General features: G+C 54.2%; 16 protein-coding genes. 10 read left to right on the top strand and 6 right to left on the bottom strand.

All coding sequences use genetic code 11. The annotated features are described in order from the left end of the window. Nucleotides 1-290 precede the first annotated feature (290 nt). Nucleotides 291-734 carry an OsmC family protein gene (locus CBE72_RS16955; protein ID WP_100145248.1) on the top strand — a complete coding sequence of 148 codons (444 nt, stop codon included), beginning with the start codon at nt 291-293 and terminating at the stop codon, nt 732-734. Between the two features lie 105 nt (nt 735-839). Here CBE72_RS16955 and CBE72_RS16950 read toward each other — a convergent pair whose 3' ends face one another. Then, the gene (locus CBE72_RS16950) at nt 840-4,106 is read right to left on the bottom strand and encodes a S41 family peptidase (RefSeq protein ID WP_100145246.1); all 3,267 of its coding nucleotides are present in this window, start codon (nt 4,104-4,106) and stop codon (nt 840-842) included. Nucleotides 4,107-4,240: 134 nt separating this feature from the next. Further along, a complete protein-coding gene (locus tag CBE72_RS16945; protein WP_100145244.1) occupies nt 4,241-4,555 on the bottom strand; it encodes a monooxygenase in 315 nt (104 codons plus the stop codon). A 206-nt stretch (nt 4,556-4,761) separates the two neighbouring features. On the opposite strand from CBE72_RS16945, the gene CBE72_RS16940 reads away from it, so the two are divergent. Continuing rightward, nucleotides 4,762-5,100 carry a winged helix-turn-helix transcriptional regulator gene (locus CBE72_RS16940; protein ID WP_100145242.1) on the top strand — a complete coding sequence of 113 codons (339 nt, stop codon included), beginning with the start codon at nt 4,762-4,764 and terminating at the stop codon, nt 5,098-5,100. Then, the gene (locus CBE72_RS16935; protein ID WP_100145241.1) at nt 5,097-5,519 is read left to right on the top strand and encodes a ribosomal maturation YjgA family protein; all 423 of its coding nucleotides are present in this window, start codon (nt 5,097-5,099) and stop codon (nt 5,517-5,519) included. Before CBE72_RS16940 ends, CBE72_RS16935 begins: the two co-directional genes overlap by 4 nt. Before the next feature lie 206 nt (nt 5,520-5,725). On the opposite strand, the gene CBE72_RS16930 is transcribed toward CBE72_RS16935, so the two are convergent. The 4 genes from CBE72_RS16930 to CBE72_RS16915 form a co-directional block, all read right to left on the bottom strand. Next, nucleotides 5,726-6,196: a cupin domain-containing protein gene (locus CBE72_RS16930; RefSeq protein ID WP_100145239.1), complete on the bottom strand. Its 471-nt coding sequence runs from the start codon at nt 6,194-6,196 to the stop codon at nt 5,726-5,728. 104 nt (nt 6,197-6,300) lie between these two features. Continuing rightward, complete coding sequence (locus CBE72_RS16925; protein ID WP_100145237.1) at nt 6,301-7,146, bottom strand: polyadenylate binding domain-containing protein; 846 nt, start codon at nt 7,144-7,146, stop codon at nt 6,301-6,303. Further along, complete coding sequence (locus tag CBE72_RS16920) at nt 7,143-7,721, bottom strand: sigma-70 family RNA polymerase sigma factor (RefSeq protein WP_100145235.1); 579 nt, start codon at nt 7,719-7,721, stop codon at nt 7,143-7,145. The genes CBE72_RS16925 and CBE72_RS16920 overlap by 4 nt, the downstream gene beginning before the upstream one ends. A gap of 237 nt (nt 7,722-7,958) precedes the next feature. Further along, the gene (locus tag CBE72_RS16915) at nt 7,959-9,854 is read right to left on the bottom strand and encodes a vWA domain-containing protein (protein WP_229672002.1); all 1,896 of its coding nucleotides are present in this window, start codon (nt 9,852-9,854) and stop codon (nt 7,959-7,961) included. 284 nt (nt 9,855-10,138) lie between these two features. Here CBE72_RS16915 and dauA point away from each other — a divergent pair, with 284 nt between their 5' ends. The 7 genes from dauA to CBE72_RS16880 all read left to right on the top strand — a co-directional run bounded on the left by dauA (nt 10,139) and on the right by CBE72_RS16880 (nt 18,991). Next, nucleotides 10,139-11,926, top strand: coding sequence for a C4-dicarboxylic acid transporter DauA (gene dauA / locus CBE72_RS16910; RefSeq protein ID WP_100145233.1), 1,788 nt, complete (start codon nt 10,139-10,141; stop codon nt 11,924-11,926). 209 nt (nt 11,927-12,135) lie between these two features. Further along, nucleotides 12,136-13,221: an alpha/beta hydrolase gene (locus CBE72_RS16905; RefSeq protein ID WP_100145230.1), complete on the top strand. Its 1,086-nt coding sequence runs from the start codon at nt 12,136-12,138 to the stop codon at nt 13,219-13,221. Nucleotides 13,222-13,231: 10 nt separating this feature from the next. After that, nucleotides 13,232-14,623, top strand: a complete 1,392-nt coding sequence (locus tag CBE72_RS16900; protein WP_100145228.1) for an SPFH domain-containing protein — start codon at nt 13,232-13,234, stop codon at nt 14,621-14,623. A 98-nt stretch (nt 14,624-14,721) separates the two neighbouring features. Further along, nucleotides 14,722-15,888 carry a PQQ-dependent sugar dehydrogenase gene (locus CBE72_RS16895; protein WP_100145226.1) on the top strand — a complete coding sequence of 389 codons (1,167 nt, stop codon included), beginning with the start codon at nt 14,722-14,724 and terminating at the stop codon, nt 15,886-15,888. 241 nt (nt 15,889-16,129) lie between these two features. After that, nucleotides 16,130-16,621 carry a 5-(carboxyamino)imidazole ribonucleotide mutase gene (gene purE, locus CBE72_RS16890; RefSeq protein ID WP_025010942.1) on the top strand — a complete coding sequence of 164 codons (492 nt, stop codon included), beginning with the start codon at nt 16,130-16,132 and terminating at the stop codon, nt 16,619-16,621. Nucleotide 16,622: 1 nt separating this feature from the next. Continuing rightward, on the top strand, nt 16,623-17,702 hold the full coding sequence (gene purK, locus CBE72_RS16885; protein WP_100145224.1) for a 5-(carboxyamino)imidazole ribonucleotide synthase: 1,080 nt from the start codon (nt 16,623-16,625) through the stop codon (nt 17,700-17,702). Nucleotides 17,703-17,767: 65 nt separating this feature from the next. Then, nucleotides 17,768-18,991 (top strand): sensor domain-containing diguanylate cyclase, encoded by a 1,224-nt coding sequence (locus tag CBE72_RS16880; protein ID WP_100145222.1) that lies wholly within the window; start codon nt 17,768-17,770, stop codon nt 18,989-18,991. The last annotated feature ends 5 nt before the right edge of the window (nt 18,992-18,996 follow it).

The raw sequence follows: 18,996 nt of genomic DNA, 5'->3' as shown, positions 1-18,996 counted from the left end.
TATTTTTATTAACATATGAAACAATGTATTTACATACACTGTTGTTATAGCGCCGCCAGACTTGAGATGCAAGACTAAAGTAGGTGGAATGACCAAAGAATTAAGACCAAAGAACTAATTACGAGAATTTATACAATCATCTTTAAAAACAATGAATTAACACTACACCCTTCTTGATTTTATTGAGAAAAATCCAGCCAGGCGGGATCCTGATAGCCAGTGGCAGACAAGGGTTTGGCAAATAGGCTATAGTGGCCGCTACTTAGCAAACCGTCTCAAGGAGCATCCAATTGAGTTTTCATCTGACCGTATCCTGGCAAACCAGCCCGGCGCCCGAGGGAGAGTTCAATCGCGATCATCAGATAGACTTTGGTACTGGCCAACAACTGCTGGCGTCAGCAGCCCCCGAATACAAAGGCAATGAAGCCAAGGTCAACCCGGAAGAGAGCCTGCTGGCGGCATTATCGTCCTGCCATATGCTGACTTTCCTGACCATAGCTCACTTGAAGCGTTTGCCGGTCGAGAGCTACCGGGATAACGCCACCGCAGAAATCGGCAAAAAAGAGTCGGGTAAAATCGCCGTGACCCGCATGATTCTGAATCCTGAAGTGACTTTTGCCGAAGGTGCTGAGATAGATAGGGAAACATTGGAAAAGATCCACGAAAAGGCACATGCTAACTGCTTTATCGCCAACTCACTGGCGGCAGATACCGAAGTGGAAATTAATTTCTGAGCAATAAAAACGGGTGCCACCGGCCCGGGAACCACTTGGCCGGTAACACCCTAACACCTATACAGGGGATGCCAAATGCATCCCCTGTTTTTTATCACTGCATGCTTACTTAATATCGTCCGCTTCGCCCTTGGGGGGCATGGGGCGAGCATTCAATGCTGGTACCGGTTCGCGTACCAGTTCATCCTTGAGATAACTGATAGCCCGCTCAAGCTGGGCGTCTTTGCCATTGAAAGTGGCCAGAGGCAGGTTGTCTACCTCGATATCCGGGCTGACACCTCGGCCTTCAAGTACCCAGCGACCATCGATGGCATACTGAGGATACTCGGCAACCCGAGCCATGCCCCTGTCAGTGAGGCTGTTGCGGCCCGAGAGCCAAACCCCGGCGCCCGCCGTCTGTTTACCCACCAAGGGCGCCAGTCCCAGGGCCTTTATGCCAGCTGAGAAGGTTTCACCATCGGAGTAGGTCAACTGATCTGTCAGCACCACCAGGTGGCCGCGGAACGTCTGCTGCATGTTGACATAAGGCGCGCCTGTTGTGGGTTGCCAGAAGGCCCAGGCCTTACGCAGCAGCTTTTCAATGATCCAGCTGTCGATATTACCGCCACGATTGCGGCGCACATCGATAACCAGCCCCTCCTTGTCATAGTTGGCGTAAAACTCGCGGGCAAAGCTCTCAATATCACCACTGCCCATGGCATACAGATGCAGATAACCTATCTTGCCATCGCTGGCCTTGGCCACCTTATCGGCATTGGCATTGACCCAATCGAGATACCTGAGTTTGGCGTTATCACGGTTGCTGATGGCCTGCACTATTACCTTGTGCTGCTTGCTGCCGCGCTTGAGGCCCAAAAGCACTTGTTTGTCGGCCTGATTACGGAGCATAGAGGTGAGCTGCGCCAGGGTAGCCAGTTTACGGCCATTGATATGGGTGATGATGTCGCCATCGCGGACATCGACTCCGGGACGCGCCAGCGGTGAGGCCTGCATCGGCAGTTCAGGGTCGGTGCGATAGATATGGCTGACCTTGACACCATCTTTCACCTGACTCAGACGTGCACCCAGCTCGGCGGCCTTGGGCATGTCGGGATCCTTGGCAAAGTCACCGCCGCGCACTTGAGAGTGCAACGCATCCAGTTCCCCCATCATCTGAGTGAAGATGTCATTCAGCTCATGTCTGTCGGTGAGTCGGTCCAGCAATGGCTGATATTTGGCCTTGGCGGCTTGCCAATCGACCCCGCGCATCTTCTTGTCGAAGAAGGAGTCTCTGTGCATAAGCCAGGCATCTTCAAAGATCTGCTGCCACTCCTGATGCGGTTGAATGGCGAGTTGCCACTGGGATGTTTGCACCACGGCATTGCTGAGATCGCCCGGCAGTTTGTCACCCACTGGCACTATCACCATCTCTTTGGGATTGCTCTGCTTACGCAGCAATACCTTGCTCTGATCGGCCGAGAGTTGATAATCGCGCACATCATCGGCGAAGGTTTCCAGCTTGGGGCTCAAAGGGTCAAACCTTACCAGCTTGAGCGCCGACTGTTCGCCTGTGATATCGCTATCGAGCAGATAGAGCCCCGAGTCCAGCACCTGCAAATTCTGGTAGTTACCCGCCTCGATGGGGACTTGCCACAGCCGCGACTTCAGGCCTTGCCAATCCACTTGCAGCTTATCGTCAGCGGCCTTGTCATCACCGGCAACAGCGCCTTGCAACTCGTTGGGACGTTGGAATGGGAAACTGGCATCCTGACTCAATGCCAGGGCAAAGATTTGGCTACGCTTGTCAAATACGGGGCCCATGTTGCGATCGCCCCAAGGCGAAGATGGAGTGGCCTGGAACTCACGGTTTGACAGGAAATAGAGCCACTGGCCATCCGGGCTGAAGCTGGGCGAGAAAGACTCGTACTTGTCGCTGGTCAACATCTCGCCCTTGGCAGATTCCAGCGAGTAGAGCATTACCTGGCTGCGCTGGGCACCGACTTCCGAGCGAGTCAAGGCCAGGAAGCGGCTATCCGGCGACCAACGGATATCGACATAGGGGCCGAGACCTTCGTTGTGGGTCACTATCTTCTTATTACTGCCGTCTTTGAGATCCAGCAGCCACAAATTACCGGCATAATCATCATGAGCCAAATAACGACCATTGGGCGACAGCTCAAGGCTCATTCTCAATGTGTTGCCATCTTGGGTCAGCTGCTTGGCGCCAGCGCTGCCATCGGCGGGATAACGCCAGATCTCCTGCTCACCGGAAGCATCCGAGATGGCATAGACCCAACGGCTGTCATGACTCATCAGTGCATTGCGCATTCTATGCTTGCCGTCCGAGTCCAGCTCTACCAGGCGGGAACCATCTGTAGTCGCCAGCGCCACATGGCTGCGGGCAGTGATGACCACCTTGTCTCCTGCCGGGGCCAGCCTGGCACTGGTGGCAAAATCGAGCGGATCGTTAACCCAATGTTCACGCCGCTCGGGGAAGTCTGAGGCCAGACGCAGATCCAGCTTCTGCTCCTGCCCGGAAGCCAGGTCCCACAGGTGAATATCGGCACCCAGCTGAAACACTATGCGGCCGCCGTCCAGATAGGGGCTGCGCACTTCGAAATCACGATATTGAGTCAACTGTTTAAGATCTGAGCCATCGCTGGCCATAGACCAGATGTTGGCGTTGCCATCGGCATCCGAGACAAAATAGACCCGCCCCTGCCACAGCATGGGATGACGCAGCGAGCCCTGATGCTCTTTGGCCAGCCGCACGGCCTCTTTGTCCTGCCCCAGTTGATAACGCCACAGTTCACCCATGGCGCCGCCGCGGTACACCTTGGCATTATCCCCTGTGGTTTGCAGCCCAAAGCGGCTGAAGTAGACATACTCACCTTCTGGGTCAACCACGCCTTCTATGGCATCGGCCAGCGGCAGATCGCGGGTTGTCAAAGTATCCGGGTTTACCGAACGCAGCACCCAGTAGTTCGCCGGCCCCTGGGCATTGTCTGTGGCATAGAGAATTTCGCCATTTGTGGTCCAGCCCTGTAGCCGTACCTGGCTATTTTCGAAACTGACGCGCTTGGCAAGCCCGCCACTCATGGGGATCACATAGACTTCCTGGGCACCATCATAGTTGGCGGTAAACGCCAGCGATTTTCCATCGGCAGAGATCTTGGCATTCAACTCTTCGGCCGGCAGGCTGGTCAAACGGGCAGCTTTATCCTGCCCGAGTGTCTGAGTCCAGATATCCCCTTCGGCAGTAAACACCAGGGTGTTGTCATGAATCGCGGGCGAACGGTAATAGCCCTGACCCGCTTCTGCGGCATAGGCGGCTGCACTGCCCAAAGTTCCCAATGCCAGCATACAGCAGGCCACGGAGTGACGAAGTTTCATCAATGCCTCTATCTCTGTTATTAATCAGTTAGCGCGGTTTTACGAGCCCAACAAGTTAACAGAGAAAGCGGCGGGATTCAGCTGTTGCCGACGACAGAAGTTTTAGCAAATGTGTCGGCAGGCATACTGAAAAATCAAACTGATAGCGGCCAGCCGTGGGTAATTTTGCTCAAGGGTTCATTCACATCGAACAGCCTGATGCGTATGTTGTGGGCGCCCATGGCCGCCACTCGTTGTGAGTGCATGCAGGCGTAAGCTTCGGCGCTGGCTTCATCTTCAAACAGATAAATGCCACCGGCCTCGCCGCTGCGTGGGTTTTCGGTCCAGATTTTGGCAATGAAACCCGGCTCCCGGGTAATGGACTCGGCCAGAGGCTTGGCCTGCTCTGTCAGGGCATCGCCCATCATTTCGGTGGGAAATTCAAAATCGATTTGCAGTAGAGTGGTCATTCAACCCTCCCCTTGGTTTGCGGATAAATGTCAGGGAAGATGCAAACAAGTCATAGGCCTTGAACACCTGTCACTGTTTTAGCCGCTCTCTTTCAAGAGAGCGCCATCAGGACCTTCCTGATAAAATCATAAAACTGCTGCGCGTTCGCTACAAGGAGGCACAAATTGGTGGCATAGTTACCCCAAAGTAACTTGCGCCAAGCCTTATGACACTCAATCAGCAAGCCCCTCTCTGCCCGGCCTATCAGGTTCTGCGGCTGATCTGCGGCAAATGGAAACCCGCCATCCTGTTCTTGCTGCAACAGCAGCCACAGCGCTTCAGCTACCTAAAACGGCATCTACCCGGTGTCAGTCAAAAAGTGCTGACCGCTCAGCTAAAGGAGCTGGAGCAAGACGGCGTACTCACCCGTACTCTCTACCCTGAAGTGCCACCCAGAGTCGACTATCGTCTCAGCGCGCTTGGAATGGCACTGTTGCCGCTGCTGGAGCAGATGCACCTTTTTGCCGAGCAAAACGCCGACTTGCTGACGGGAGAGGCCCAATGAAACCTGTGCCCTGGTTCGATGGTTTGAAGCGCTGGCATTTTGCCTTAGCCACAGTTTTATTGTTCGGTATTGAAGTATTGATAGCCCGCTACGCCCCGCCCGGCTTCATCCGCGGGTTTATCGGCGATCTGCTGGTAGTAATATTGATGTTTTGCGCCCTTAAAACCGTGAGCCCCTGGGCAAGTCGGCTGCTGCTTCCCTTGGTACTGGCATTTGCCTTCGCCATAGAATTTGGCCAGGCCTTTGGCTTGGTGGATAAGCTGGGGCTGGGCCATATTAGCCTAGCACGAATCGTTATCGGCAGCCACTTCGACTGGCTGGATCTGCTGGCATACAGCCTGGGTTGTTTGCTGTTACTCCCGGGCTCCCTGGCGCTATCTTTTCCGGGGAAGAGCCAAGCTCAAAGTGCCCGGGAATAACCCCCTGAAATAAAACTCAGTTTCGGTACTTAACCCCGGCTTAGGCCAATATCAGCACCACCTGGGCGGCAATGGGACTGAGAATTACCCGCTAAGTCGGGCTAAAAGACCGGGAGCAGGTTGGCAGCTGCCCCCGGGGATTTGACGGTTCAAAAAGGCGGTTTAAAAATCACGGCTCAAAATAAGCTTAAACCTTGTAACGCCCGCTAGCGGGTCAGGCGGTTTATCAACGCCTGATGCTGAGGGAAACGCTCAAGCAGTTCATCACGGCCGAACAGCTTGAAGTCATCGAAGGTAAAGCCAGGTGCCACCATACAACCTACCAGCGAATAGCCCGGATTATTCATTGCCGAACCAAAAATAGTGCCTTTGGGCACCAAGACCTGTGGCCGCTCACCTTTGGCCAAGTCCATCCCGAGTTGCGCCTCGGTCAGTTCACCCTGCTCGGAGATCATATAGATGGTCAGCGACTCACCGCTGTGGAAGTACCACATCTCATCGGCCGTCAGTTGATGCAGGTGGGACACTTCACCCGTCTTGAGCATAAAGTAGATACTGGTCCACAGGTTACGGCTGTCATCAAACCGGCTGTCCGAGACGAATGAACGACCGAAATACCCGCCCTCAACATGGGGCTCAAGCTCGAGTGCCTGGATAACATCATCGGCGGTCAACATAAAAACTCCTGTTATTAAAATGAGGGCAGGCTCCCTGCCCCGTGATGGATTGAAACTGACGGGCTTCCCGATAACTCTTTTTAAGTTAAGCTCTGTCTTTAGCCTCAGTGATTCTCTTTGGCTTCGAGACTCTGCTTGAGACGCTCAAGCAAGGCTTGCCAGCGCTCGCTCTGCTCCTTATTAAGTACTTGCGCATTCTCGGGCGCCGTATCCTGATGGATAAAGGACTGCTGCTTCAGTTGCCGCAGTGCCGCTTCTTCCATCTGGGCCGCCTCATTTGCGCTCAAGGCCTTGGCCAAGGTATCCGGCAGCGTCAGTTGATAATCTGCGGCTATGCCTCGTACCAGCACTGCCGCCTGCTCAAGTTCACCGGCTTCGATGGTAGTTGTCAGCAGATCCAAACGGCCGTCGATATCCCTTGGCAACGCGGCCAGAGCTTGCTGCCTGGGGGCCAATCTCGCTCTTTGCTGCACAGTGTCCTCTGCCACGGCGCGATTCTTTGCAGCACTTTCTTGAGGAGGCATGTCCTGTTGCTGAACAGCCTGTTCCTGAGGTGCCGCTCGCTTGGCGGCCATGGACTGCTGCGGCGCCGCCATCGGCTCAAGTCTGGCGGGCTGCGCCGCATCTTCAGCGCTATCTGGCTGCAGGCTGATTTCCAGACTGGCCGGAGCACTGAGCTGCGGCGCCGATGAGTTTCGCAGTTCGGGATTCAGAATAAACAACCCTGCCACCAGCATCACAGAAGCCGCGGCGGATAGGCCATATCTGTGCTTTTGCCAGAATCCGGGCGCCGGACGGATCACCTCTGGTGCTTGACGGCAGTTGTCCCTCGCCTGCTGCAGAATTTGCTGATCCAAGGCTAGAGGCGGCTGCTCGACAGCACCTTCACGATAGAGCGCATCTATCTGCGAGTCTGGCGTGGCAGCATCATCGCGTTTGTTCTCTGTCATTCAATGCTCTCCTGGGTCTTGCGCCCCAAACAGTCACGCAGACTCTGATAGGCATAACGTATCCGGCTCTTGGTGGCCTCCAGCGTCGCCCCGACCACTTCGCTGATCAGTTGCGCCGTCAGCCCGGACTCCTGATTTAGCAAGAAGGCTTCCTTCTGCACCTGGGGCAAGAGGCCGATGCACTCCTTAAGCCAGGCGACCTGACGACTTCGCTGCAGTTCGCTATCCGGCTCGGCGGTTTGTGGGCCCAGCAGATTGGCCTGCGCATCCGGCTCATCCTCATCTATGCTGAGACTGTCGACCGGTTTAACCGCCCGCACATGGTCAATCAGCAGGTTATGAGCTATCCGGTACAGCCAGGTAGTAAACTTGGCGCTGGGTTGATAACTCTGCGCCGCCTTGATCACCCGGCTCCAGGTTTCCTGATACAAGTCTTCAGCCAAGGCCATGTCACTTAACTGGCGGACAAAATACCGGTAGAGTCCGCCCTTGTGTTTAAGATAGAGGCGCTCAAAAGCTTGGGCATCCCCGGCGGCATAAGCCAGCATCCAGGTCTCATCCTCTCCACTTGGCATTCCCGTCTGCCTTTGCTGTTCCAAATTCTCTCTCCTGACCGGCAGCTTAATTGGTTATTGGGATGAGAGTTTGCCCCCACGCCATTGGACTGTAAACCCCAATGGCGCGACTCTGGGTCTCAGTTTTGCCTATGCCCCTATTCCAGCGGCTTAAATCCGGCGGCTTGCATAGGTTCGAGCGGGTTCGGGCATAGATTCGGCCCTGATTTTGTTAATCATGGCTTTCTTAATCCCGGGTTACCCTGCTACAGAGAGCCCTGCCACGGTTTTGCGTCTGGGTTTAAGCGCGCCTTGCCCGGCCAACAGTGCGGCGCTGCGAGCCAGGCTGACAAACTCATGTCGATAACCGTATGGGTCTTCGCCCTTGGCCGAATCGGCAAGCTCGGTGACCTGGCGCCAGTCAAAGTCATGCAGATATACTGAACCGTTAAGTAGTTGCCCAAGCCCGGCTACCGCCGCAGCAAAACGCAGATCATCACTGGCGAGCGCAAGCGACTTGTGGGCCGAATCCAGGCGAATGGCGTGAGTATAAAGCTGGCTCTTGCTATCTTTGCTACTCTCACTCAAGGGCGGTTTGGCTCGCAGTTTCAGATAGCCAAGCTCTTCACGGCTGTATTTTTCCTTGCCGCTGACAGGGTCGCGACCATAGCGCAATGCATCGTTGGCCAGATTATTTGAATCCGTAAGGCTGAGCTCATACAGAGCCGTCACCGCATGCCCTGCGCCCATTTCGGCGGTGTCGACCTTATCGTTGTTGAAATCCTCCCGCTTGAGGGCGCGGTTTTCATAGCCGATGAGGCGATACTCAGCCACCAGCGCCGGGTTGAACTCGAGCTGCACTTTGACATCCGACGCTATGGTCAGCAGGGTGCCGCTACGCTGCTCCACCAGGATTTTGCGGGCTTCGCTCAAGGTATCGATATAAGCGTATTGGCCATTACCCTTATCCGCCAACTGCTCCAACATGCTGTCGCGGTAGTTGCCTAGGCCAAACCCCAGAGTTGTCAGGCCAATCCCCTGCTGCTTTTGTTGTTCAACCAGCGCCAGCAGCTCCTTCCTGCTGGTCAGGCCCACATTGAAGTCGCCGTCGGTGGCCAGCAGAACCCGATTTACCCCGCCACTGATAAAGTGCTTGCGGGCCAAACGGTAAGCTGTTTGGATGCCTTCGCCGCCGTTGGTGCCACCGGCGGCCTTAAGCTCAGCCAAAGCGGCATCTAAGCTCTCGCTATCGGCGCCATTGATACCGTCTAGTACTACGCCGGCCTCACCGGCGTAGACCACTATCGACACCTTGTCCTCAGAGGTGAGCGTGTCGCTGAGCATTTTGATGGCCGATTTCAGCAGCGGCAACTTGTCCTGCGATGACATGGAGCCAGACACATCCAGCAAGAACACTAGGTTGGCGGCGCCTATCTGACTGACTGGCACTTCATAGCCCTTAAGCCCGATACGCAGCAACATCTTGCCTTCATTGTAAGGCGACGGTGCCAGCTCAGTACTGATGGAGAAAGGCTCGCCTTTGTCCGGCTGTGGGTAGTTGTAGTCGAAATAGTTAATCAATTCCTCGACTCTCACAGTGCCCTTGGCTGGCAATGCTCCCAGGTTGATACTGAGCCGCATCAGGCTGTAACTGCCACTGTCCACATCAACGGAAAAGGTCGATAACGGCGTTTCGCCCGCCACCATGATGCCGTTGGCGATATACACCTCCGAGCCATTGGCAAGCACTGTGGCGCTGGGATAATTCACATCCGCCAGAGTCAACTCAGCAGGCACGCTCAAGCTTCTTGGCTGGACACTCGGCTGGTACAAAGTCCGAGGTGATGCGACGGTGCTGACGGCTAACTTCTGAGCTTGCGCATGGGTTATAGCATTCGCGATATCCCGCCCGGGGTCTTTGCTTGGCAGCACAGTAGTTTCAGCCTCAGAGGACTGAGCCTCACTCGCTTGATTGGCTACCTTGGGTGGCTCATGGGACTGCTGTGGCTGGCAGGCGGCTAACCCCAAACTGCCAACTAGAATGGCCCATAGGCTAAGATAATACCGGCGCCCGGCAATGGCGGCGCTTTGATTTATCCCCATCTTCCCTTTGGTACTCACCTTGCATTTGCCTGGCAACATTGTCGCCTTCATAACATTTCTCCTTATTCGGCTATTGTTATTGCAAACGGATGCCAAGGACAAAAGGGTTATCGCCAGATAAGAAAATGGAAATAAAAAGCCAAAGGCCATAGCCAAAGGCCTTCTTCTATCGCGAAAATAACCACTTAAACACCAAACATACTTCCACAATAAAAAAAAGCCTAAAATTTTGATTCTGAGCCAGACATCACACAAGGGTCATTAACGGAAGCCTAAAATAACGGCTCTTTTTTTCCCGGTCACAAGCCGGTTCGATTTTATGGAGCCCTGTCGACGTGCCTCACATAAGCAATTTCAGAACCCAACTCTTTTCTTTACGCCTGGGCCATGCCCTGCGTGAAGTCATCGCCAAGGAAGGATACAGCGGTAAGCATTTTGGCCAGGATCTGATGGCCGGGGTCACTGTGGGGATCATCGCCATTCCATTGGCTATGGCTTTGGCTATCGCCAGTGGTGTGGCCCCTCAATATGGTCTCTATACTGCGATCATAGGTGGCTTTATCATCGCCATTACCGGTGGTTCACGCTACTCCATCTCAGGCCCGACCGCGGCCTTTGTGGTACTGCTCTACCCAATAGCCCAGGAGTTTGGCCTAGCAGGTCTATTGATAGCGGGGATGATGTCAGGCGTTATCCTGATAGCCATGGCGCTGCTGCGCCTTGGTCGCCTGATCCAATATATTCCTCAGTCGGTGACGCTGGGCTTTACCGCCGGGATAGGTGTGGTCATTGCGGTTTTGCAGTTGAAAGACTTCTTCGGTCTCCCCATAGACAGCATGCCGGAGCAGTTTGGTGAAAAACTGCAAGTGTTGGTGCAAGCCTTACCACAAACCGACTTACCCAGCCTATTGGTCGCATTGGTCACTCTAGCGGTCATGTTGCTGTGGCCAAAACTGAAATTGCCGGTACCGGCGCATCTACCGGCCATCATAGTCGGCAGCCTACTGGCATTGCTGCTTGGCAGTTTTGGGCAAGAAATAGAAACCATAGGCAGCCGCTTTCATTATCTGTTGCCCGATGGCAGCCAAGGCAATGGTATTCCGCCCTTCTTGCCTAGCTTTGAGTGGCCTTGGTTGCAACCTGGACCAGATGGCGAACCTTTGGGGCTATCCTGGCAGATGATTAAGGCCCTGGCCCCGGCCGCCTTTGCCATCGCCATGTTGGGCGCCATCGAATCCTTGCTATGCGCCGTTGTACTCGATGGTATGACAGGTAAGCGTCACAGCGCCAACAGTGAACTGCTTGGCCAGGGGATAGGTAATATAGTGGCGCCCTTCTTTGGTGGGATCACTGCCACAGCCGCCATTGCCCGCAGCGCAGCCAACGTCAAGGCTGGGGCCTATAGCCCAGTATCAGCAATTATCCACTCTCTGGTGGTACTCCTGGGACTGGTGGCGCTGGCTGGCTTACTGTCCTTCCTGCCGATGGCGGCCATGGCGGCCTTGTTACTGGTAGTGGCCTGGAACATGAGCGAAGCTCCCAAGGCCTGGCAACTGCTGAAAACCGCGCCGCGCAGCGATATCTGGGTATTCTTAAGCTGCTTTTTCCTAACTGTGGTGTTCGACATGGTGATCGCCATCTCTTTCGGGATCATGTTGGCGGCCCTGCTGTTTATGAAAGAGATCGCCGAGATGACCCGGCTCTATGAAATCAATAACAATAAACGCTACATCGACCGGCCACTGCCGGACGACTGGGTGGTACTTAAGATTAATGGCCCACTGTTTTTTGCCGCGGCGGAGCGCATCTTTGCTGAAATCGCGCAGATGACTCAGGACAAACAGACCATAGTGCTCTATATGGATGGGGTGTCTATTCTCGATGCCGGTGGCATGGCGGCGTTGAATAAATTGATACGCAAATGCCAGAGCAATAATACCCGTCTGCTGGTCGCCGATCTGCAATTCCAGCCAATCCGAACCCTGGCCAAGGCCAAAGTTCAACCTATCGAAGGTGTACTCAAGTTCTATCCCACCTTAAGAGAGTTGATTGAAGAACAGGTGCCGCTCAGCACGGATGGTCAAACTCGTGCAGAAGCCCTCCAGAGCAAACCGGCACAATAGCGTTAACGTGCCGTTGCTTGTATCTTCCCGCGCCCGGTTTTACCCGGGCGCTCGCTTATCCTCCCCAAACAATAACCATCGCAAACTACTGACACAATTGTAAGAAATTGGCTATCCCCCCACTAAAGCGAATCTGCTAGTATGCGCGCTGACTAAAAACTCTCGAAAAAGTGCGATGCGGATCACCGCCACACGACAAAGGACTGGGGATGGAAACCAAACACACTAAGCTCTACCACCTGTTGAGATGGGGAGCCGGGCTGGGACTGCTCTGCCTAAGCCAACTGGCACTGGCAGATGAAGAAAAAACGGAGGCGGAGATCCGCTGGCAGACGTTGAGCCCGATAGCCAACCTGTATCTGAGTCAAGCCAATGCGGAAGACTTCATCGCCCAAGGGGATAATGAAAAAAACCGCTACAACAACTACGCAGGCGCCCTCGCCTATTACCTAATGGCCACAGAGCGCGATAGCAGTAATATCTGGGCGCCCTATCAAGCCGCCGGTACTCTGGCAATGCTGGAACTTAAAGAGCAAGCCATCGAAATGCTGTTGCAAGCCGACAGCCGCGGCCTGTGGCAATATATCATGCTCGAGGAAGACGACGAACTTAACGCCATCAGAGACTCGGATGAGTACCGCACCGTGCTGGATAATGTTAAACGCCGTTATCCTCAGCATGCAAAAGATGCCGGTACAGCTTATATCTACCGACCTCAGGGGGCTGCCCCTGAAGGTGGCTGGCCCGTGCTGGTCTGGTTATCCGGCTATGGCACAGAAGGCAGTAACAGCGCCCATATGGCCAAACTGCTGACAAGTGAACGGGCAATATTTATCGGGATCAACGGCACGGAAAAGCTCAATGAGCACAGCTTCCGCTGGGCCAGAACCGAAACCGAATCCAGTCACCAGGCGGTGCAGCAGGCTTTAGCCCAGGCGGCAAAGACCAGCCCTGTCAACAAGCAGAAAGTAGCATTGATGGGCTTTTCCCAGGGTGCCCTTCACAGCGCGCACCTGCTGGCCAAACACCCGAATGATTATGTCGGCGCCCTGCTATTGTCGGCAGGCGGCATGCAAACCGAAATCAAGGCTTCGGCGCCCGCCGGTAAGCGACTGGTTATCTCATACGGCGAACAGGAGCACAGCAGTAATCTGGCGCTGGATAAACAGCTGGAACAATTTTTTAGCCCGGGTAATCAACTGCAGCTCAAACCGCATCAGGGCGGGCATTTCTTTGATGATGCCTGGCAGCAGAAATACCCGGATTATGTCAATTTCGTATTGGAACTCAATTAAGGAAGATTAGATGGAACTGAAAAGTGCCTCAGGTTTTAAATCCTATTTTACCCCCAAGCGCATTCTGATTGGGGTGGGCGTTTTGGCGGCCCTGGGTATTGCCCAAAGCTCAGTATTGATGACAGATGCCGGTTACACCTATGTGCATCAAAACAATGTTACCGGCTCTTTGGATGTGTTCACCGAGCCCGGCATCCACTTTCGCATGCCGTTTCTGTCGAAAATAACCCGCTATGATCAGGTCGTTACAGTCTCCTTTGGCAACAACCAGGGCGAGGTATTCTACCAACGTCTGCCGGCGCTGCAGGTACGTTTTGCCGATACCTACACAGGCCAGGTACCGGCCACTTTCCGCTTCAAGCTGTCTTATGATCCCGAGCAGCTCAAGACGATGCATCGGGAGTTTCGCTCCAACGACAACCTGATTGACACCATGTTGATCAAGAACGCCCGCAACGTCACTGTGATCACCTCGACCCAATATACCGGCGAAGAGTTTTTCCAGGGCGGCCTCAATCAGTTCAAGGCACAATTGTCAGATCAGCTCAGCAACGGTATCTACACCACTGAACGGCGCCAAGTTGAAGTCGAGCAAGTGGATCTGGTGCCGGTGGGCTTCGATCAGGAGGATTCCAACAAGCTGCAAGCCACCAAGCAATTGGTGTGGAAGACAGTGCCTATTACCGACAAGAGCGGTAATCCGATACGTCAGGACAACCCGCTTAAACATTATGGCATCACGGTCACCCAGGTCACTATCGGCGATCCCAAGCCGGAAGATCAGCTTGACAAGCTATTGACCGATAAGAAAAAACTGGTTGCCGAGCGGATCCGCACTATTCAGGAGCAGGAAACCTCCAAGGCCCAGGCCAAGACAGAGCAGCTGCGCAAAGAGATCCAGCGTACCCGCGAAGTACAGGATGCCCAGCGTGCCAAGGAGCTGGCGGTTATTGCCCAGCAAAAAGAGGTTGAAGTGGCGCGGCAAATCGCCGAGCGTGAACTGGTGGAAGAACGTAAGAAGAAAGATATCGCCACCCTGAGCAAGGCCAAGGAGCTGGAAATCGCCCAGGCCAACCTAGAGATCCAGAAAGCCAACTCGGCCTCGGCCATGTTTGAGGCCAAGGCGATCCGTGAAAAAGGGATAGCCGAAGCCGACGTACTGGCGGCGAAATACAAGGCACTGGGTGCCCATGAGAAGGTGTATCTGGCCGAGCTGAACCGGGATGTGGCCAACTCCCTGTATCAGAACCTGCCCAACTTCAAGGTGGATATGCCGAAGAACTATATCAACGGCAGTGGCGGCAACGGCATGACCTCCAATTTGGACGTGATCACCGGCTTGTCGGCGTTGGGACTGATGGAAAAAAGCACCGTCCTTGGCAGTAAAGCATCCGCCAAATAACGAGCTGGTTAGAAAGTAAATTGAAGGGAGGCTTAGCCTCCCTTTTTATTCGCCTTCATTTCAGGTCATACTGATATGCCCAACCGCAAGGAGGCCTTATGTCTAAGCATTCATCCGTTTCACTGCGCCCGCTGCGCCGCGCTATTTCACTTGCAGCAGCTCTCTCGACGGCGGCTTTGCTGACAGCTACTGTGAGTGGCTCTGCACTGGCTAAAAATTCAGCGCCATCGGAACTGAAGGATATCCGCCTGCCCCAGGGCTTTGAGATAGAAGTCTATCTGGATAATGTCGCCAATGCCCGCCAGATGGCGCTTGGCAGCCAGGGCACACTCTTCATCGGCAGTCGCGGCGAAGGTAAAGTCTATGCCGCAATCGATACAGATGCCGATGGCCGCCACGACAAGGTCAAAGTGATCGCCTCCGGGCTCAATATGCCTTCCGGACTAGCCTTTCGGGACCTGACTCTCTATGTAGGCGCCGTGAGCCAAATTCTCGCCTTTGACAATATCGAGCAACAGCTGAGTCAGAGTGCTTCCCCGAGCTATCGAATCTTTTATGATGACTTACCCTCAGATAAGCATCACGGCTGGAAATACCTCAAGTTTGCCGCCGACGGCCGCCTGTATATACCCGTAGGCGCGCCTTGCAATATCTGTGATGCCGGCAGCGACTACAGCAAAATAATCAGCCTGGATCTCCAAAGCAAACAACCGAGGCTCGAAGCCGCCGGTGTGCGCAACAGTGTCGGTTTCGACTTCGACCCTATCAGTGGCCAGCTGTGGTTTACCGACAATGGCCGCGACATGATGGGAGACGATATGCCAGCCGATGAGCTCAATCATTTGAGTCAGCGCGGCCAACATTTTGGTTATCCCTACGTTCATCAAGGAGATACCCTGGATCCTGAATTCGGCAAAGGTAAGCAGCCCGCCGATTTCAGCCCTCCTGAAGTCAAGCTGGGCGCCCATGTAGCGGCGCTGGGAATGACCTTCTATCGCGGCGACAGCTTCCCCAAGGCCTATCACGGCGGCATTTTTATTGCCGAGCACGGTTCCTGGAACCGGTCCAGCAAGGTAGGATATCGAGTGCGTTTCGTGCCGATAAAACAGGGCAAGGCCGGTGAACCTCAGGTGTTTGCCGAAGGCTGGCTCAAGGGCGAAACCGTATCCGGACGCCCCGCCGATGTGCTGCAGTTACCGGATGGTTCCTTGCTGATAGCCGATGATGCCAAAGGCCGCCTCTATCGCATCTTTTACTCGGGCTGATTTTTGTCCGAAACACAGTGTTCAAGGGCAGCGCGCGCCGTCCTGTCATGATATTATCTGCAGCCATTATCGCCCGGCCTTGGGAACAACGCCGGGTTAAGGACGTTGCGAACCACGCCTTGTATCCTGGCCTGTAAGCCCACGCAGAGCACTCATGGAACTGGTTTGCACCGTCCGTTACTGTACCCGACCTGGAAACAGGCAAAATATTATAAATAAAATCAGTAGTTAAGGAGTTATCATGCAAGCCCTCGTTGCTGTTGTAATGGGTTCCAAGAGTGATTGGCCCACCATGGAAGCGGCCGCAGAGATCATGGATTCTCTCAAGGTGCCCTACCATGTCGAAGTGGTTTCGGCCCATAGAACCCCAGACAAGTTGATGGAATTTGCCGCATCAGCAGCAGACAAAGGATACAAGGTCATCATAGGCGGTGCCGGCGGCGCCGCTCACCTGCCGGGTATGATAGCTTCCAAGACCCGCTTGCCTGTACTGGGCGTGCCGGTACAAAGCAAGGCCCTCAGCGGCATGGACAGCCTGTTGTCGATAGTGCAGATGCCCAAGGGTATTGCCGTGGGAACGCTGGCCATAGGTACAGCCGGGGCATTCAATGCCGGCCTGCTGGCCTGCCAGATGCTGGCAACTCAGGACTCGCAACTGGCCGAGCGCCTCGAAGCCTTCCGCGAAGCTCAAACCCGCGCGGTACTGGATAATCCGGATCCGAGGGAAGACTGAGATGGCTGACAAGAGAGTTTGGGTACTGGGCGATGGCCAACTGGGTGCCATGTTACGTCATGCCGGCCAACCGCTGGCGATAGATGTCCGCCCGGTGGATATCATGGCGCCAAGCGATGAAAAGTTGCCGCTGACAGACACAGATATTATTACTGCCGAGCGTGAGCAGTGGCCGGAGTCGCCCCTGAGCCTGCAATTATCGCAGCACTGTCATTTCATTAATGGCCCGGTATTTGGCCGCCTCGCCGACAGATACACCCAAAAATCCCTGCTGGATCAGCTCAAGGTGGCCACAGCGCCTTGGGAACTGCTGGACGATAACACCCAAGTTAATGATCTTTATCACAAATATGGTAAAAGAGTTCTACTGAAACGCCGCACCGGCGGCTATGATGGCAAGGGGCAGCACTGGCTGAAGCAAGCCGAGTCGAGCACTATCCCGGCCGATTGGCGTAATGAGGCGATTGCCGAGCAGGCGATCCCCTTCGATGAAGAGGTATCTCTGGTTGGGGTTCGCAGCCGCAGCGGCGAGTGCTTCTTTTATCCTCTGACACTCAATCTACATCAGGATGGTATTCTGATGGCATCGATAGCCCCCTTGGCGCGATTGCAACCATTGCAGGCCGAAGCCGAGACTATGCTCAGCAGCATAATGCATGAGCTGGAGTATGTGGGGGTGATGGCGATGGAGTGTTTCCGGGTGGGCGATCACCTGCTGGTCAATGAACTGGCTCCCAGAGTGCACAACTCAGGACACTGGACTCAGGCAGGCACTCATATGGATCAGTTCCAGTTGCACCTGCGGGCCTTGTGCGAATTGCCACTGATGACGCCTCAGGTTAACTTCCAGTGTGTGATGGTCAACCTGATAGGCATAGATAAGGACGACCGTTGGCTGAGCCTGGCCAATGCCGAGCTGTTCTGGTACGACAAAGAGGTGCGCCCCGGCCGTAAGGTAGGCCACCTGAACCTGTCGGTACTGGATAAAAGTGCATTGACAGACAGTATCAGCCAACTCAAACAATGGATGCCGTCACAGTATCAGGCACCGCTCACGTGGATACTGGCGGAGTTTAGTTGATAAACAGGCGGGTAATAACCCGCCTTTTACCTCAATTCCAGGTATTACTTTAGGATTTTCAGAATTTGCCGGATCGGAATGGACTCAGAAAGCAGAAGATAGACACTTTGGATCTGCGCTATCACCTACTGCTTCTGTTACTGCCGCTGCTGCTGATAACCATATTGTTCTGGATCACCAGCCCTACTGACACACTGCCCTGGCTGCAGTGGGGCGGTGTTTCTATCATCTATTTCCTGGCTTATAGTCTGGGATGCTATGTCCATCAAGGTCATATTGGACGACTGTGGCAACACTTGGAACAGGTCATCGGGGTCAATGATGCCACCTTCGAGTTGGTACATCTATCCAGTCAATATGAGACCGAACACGCCTTTCTCAACGCCCTGCTGGGTAAAGCCGTTGCCATGGTCGATGGTGCCGAAATGGGCACTATCATACTGGTGGAACCCGGCAGTAATAAGCTGCACTTTGAATCGGCTGTGGGCCTGGATATGACCAAGCTAAAACAGCTGGATATGACCCTGGAGCAATCTTTTGCCTATCGTTTAACTAACGGCCAATGCGACCGGGTAGTTGTGGTCAATGATATGCGCAAAATCAACGCCGGAAGCGGTCTCAGTCTCGAAGCCCAGTCGCTATTATTGAACGCCGCCAGCCCGCCCATTCGGGCGACCCTGTCCAGTCCAATCCATATTGATAAAAAGCTCTATGCCATGCTCAACCTGGATAGCTCTTTGGTTGCCAGCTTCAGCAGCTATGACAGGGACTTGGTGGCTATTTTGACCCGCGAAGCCGCCAATGCCATCGCCCTATATCAAAAATCTCGCCAGATCCATAGGTTAGCCAACTTTGACAGCCTGACCGGATTAGCCAATCGCAAGTACTTCGAAACCCAAGCACAAAAATGGCAGCCCCAAAGTAAAGTGGAAACCATGTCTGCGCTGCTTGATATGGACAATCTGAAACAGATTAACGATACCTTGGGACACGGCGCCGGAGATTATGCCCTCAAGCGTCTGGCGACCGAGTTGAAGCACAACTTTCCTGCCCCATCGCTCATCAGTCGTTTTGGCGGCGACGAGTTTGTGCTGCTCTGCTACGGCAGCGAACTCTGGCTCAAAGAACGCTTACAGCAGGTCGAGACCCAATTGGCTACTCAGGATGTGGCGATTTATTTCAGTGTCGGCATTGCGCCTTTCAACGGCGATATTGAATCCAGCCTGAAACAGGCTGACAGCCAAATGTACTTCCATAAAAGAGCCCGCAAGAGCAGGCACACTTCCTAAGAAAA

The sequence above is a fragment of the Shewanella carassii genome, assembly GCF_002777975.1.
Classification (GTDB): Bacteria; Pseudomonadota; Gammaproteobacteria; order Enterobacterales; family Shewanellaceae; genus Shewanella; species Shewanella carassii.
Note: the sequence above shows the minus strand (reverse complement) of the source record. Positions and strands in the feature narration are given on the sequence as shown.

Excerpts from the sequence above, each read along its gene's own strand:
- CBE72_RS16950 (WP_100145246.1), bottom strand. The coding sequence starts at position 4,106 with ATGAAACTTCGTCACTCCGTGGCCTGCTGTATGCTGGCATTGGGAACT.
- CBE72_RS16945 (WP_100145244.1), bottom strand. The coding sequence starts at position 4,555 with ATGACCACTCTACTGCAAATCGATTTTGAATTTCCCACCGAAATGATG.
- CBE72_RS16940 (WP_100145242.1), top strand. The coding sequence starts at position 4,762 with ATGACACTCAATCAGCAAGCCCCTCTCTGCCCGGCCTATCAGGTTCTG.
- CBE72_RS16935 (WP_100145241.1), top strand. The coding sequence starts at position 5,097 with ATGAAACCTGTGCCCTGGTTCGATGGTTTGAAGCGCTGGCATTTTGCC.
- CBE72_RS16930 (WP_100145239.1), bottom strand. The coding sequence starts at position 6,196 with ATGTTGACCGCCGATGATGTTATCCAGGCACTCGAGCTTGAGCCCCAT.
- CBE72_RS16925 (WP_100145237.1), bottom strand. The coding sequence starts at position 7,146 with ATGACAGAGAACAAACGCGATGATGCTGCCACGCCAGACTCGCAGATA.
- CBE72_RS16920 (WP_100145235.1), bottom strand. The coding sequence starts at position 7,721 with ATGCCAAGTGGAGAGGATGAGACCTGGATGCTGGCTTATGCCGCCGGG.
- CBE72_RS16915 (WP_229672002.1), bottom strand. The coding sequence starts at position 9,854 with ATGAAGGCGACAATGTTGCCAGGCAAATGCAAGGTGAGTACCAAAGGG.
- CBE72_RS16905 (WP_100145230.1), top strand. The coding sequence starts at position 12,136 with ATGGAAACCAAACACACTAAGCTCTACCACCTGTTGAGATGGGGAGCC.
- CBE72_RS16900 (WP_100145228.1), top strand. The coding sequence starts at position 13,232 with ATGGAACTGAAAAGTGCCTCAGGTTTTAAATCCTATTTTACCCCCAAG.
- CBE72_RS16895 (WP_100145226.1), top strand. The coding sequence starts at position 14,722 with ATGTCTAAGCATTCATCCGTTTCACTGCGCCCGCTGCGCCGCGCTATT.
- purE (WP_025010942.1), top strand. The coding sequence starts at position 16,130 with ATGCAAGCCCTCGTTGCTGTTGTAATGGGTTCCAAGAGTGATTGGCCC.
- purK (WP_100145224.1), top strand. The coding sequence starts at position 16,623 with ATGGCTGACAAGAGAGTTTGGGTACTGGGCGATGGCCAACTGGGTGCC.